This window comes from Candidatus Cryosericum odellii (assembly GCF_003570935.1).
GTDB lineage: Bacteria > Caldisericota > Caldisericia > Cryosericales > Cryosericaceae > Cryosericum > Cryosericum odellii.
Map to the genome: position 1 here is coordinate 1 of NZ_QXIU01000237.1, position 1,050 is coordinate 1,050.

Below are 1,050 nucleotides of genomic sequence, written 5' to 3' on the forward strand. Positions count from 1 at the left end.
TGGCTGACCATATTGGAGATCATGCCACCGGGCAGCTGGTAGATGAGCGCGTTCACGTCGACCCCCATCACTTTGGCGTCCAGCAGACCCGACTCCAGCGCCTTCTCGCGAACCGGGATGAAGAACTGTGCCACAACGTTCAGGGCTTCGAGGTCGATACCGGTGTCATATGGCGTGCCTTTGAGCGCTGCCACCATCGTCTCTGTACAAGGCTGGGAAGTCGCCATCGCGAAGGGCGAGATGGCGCAGTCGACCACGTCGGCCCCCGCCTCGATCCCCTTGAGGTATGACTGTCCAGCCAGACCCGTCGTATAGTGGCTGTGGATCTGGATGGGCAGGCTGGTCATCTTCTTGAGCGCTGCCACCAGGTCATACGTCGCATACGGGGTCAGCAGGCCGGCCATATCCTTGATGGCGAGGCTGTCCACACCCATCTGTTCGAGCTCGCGGGCGATACCCACGTACTTGTCGACCGTATACGTCGGGGCAATGGTGTAGACAATACACCCCTGTGCGTTCCCGCCCAGCTTCTTGGTCGTCCGGATGGCGCGTTCCACGTTGCGCATGTCATTCAGGGCGTCAAACACGCGAATGATGTCGATGCCGTTTTTGAGAGACTTTTCGACAAAGGCGTCCACGACATCGTCGGCGTAGTTCTTGTAGCCGAGGACATTCTGGCCGCGCAGCAGCATCTGCAGCTTGGTATGCTTCATGGCATGGCGCACCGTGCGCAGACGTTCCCATGGGTCTTCGTGGAGGAAGCGCAGGCAGGAATCGAAGGTCGCCCCGCCCCACATCTCTATGGAGTGATACCCGACCGCGTCGATCGCCTCGAACGCAGGCTCCATCTCCTTCGTGGTCATGCGGGTGGCAATGAGTGACTGCTGCGCATCCCGGAGGACCGTCTCCATGATGCCGACCTTGTGAGCCGGAGCCATACTGGAGGATGGAGATGTTAAGTCTGGTCTGCTTTCTGCACTGAGTTCCTCAATCTCGACGTCGAACGACTTACTACCGACGTTCATGCTGAACTTGTTTGACACGTGAACC

The 1,050-nt window shown here is 59.0% G+C and carries 1 protein-coding gene; it reads right to left on the minus strand.

All coding sequences use genetic code 11. From position 1 onward, the window contains the following. A partial coding sequence (locus tag SMC5_RS09760) for a pyruvate carboxylase subunit B (RefSeq protein WP_119120569.1) occupies positions 1 to 938 on the minus strand: 938 nt, incomplete at its 3' end. Between the last annotated feature and the right edge of the window lie 112 nt (positions 939 to 1,050).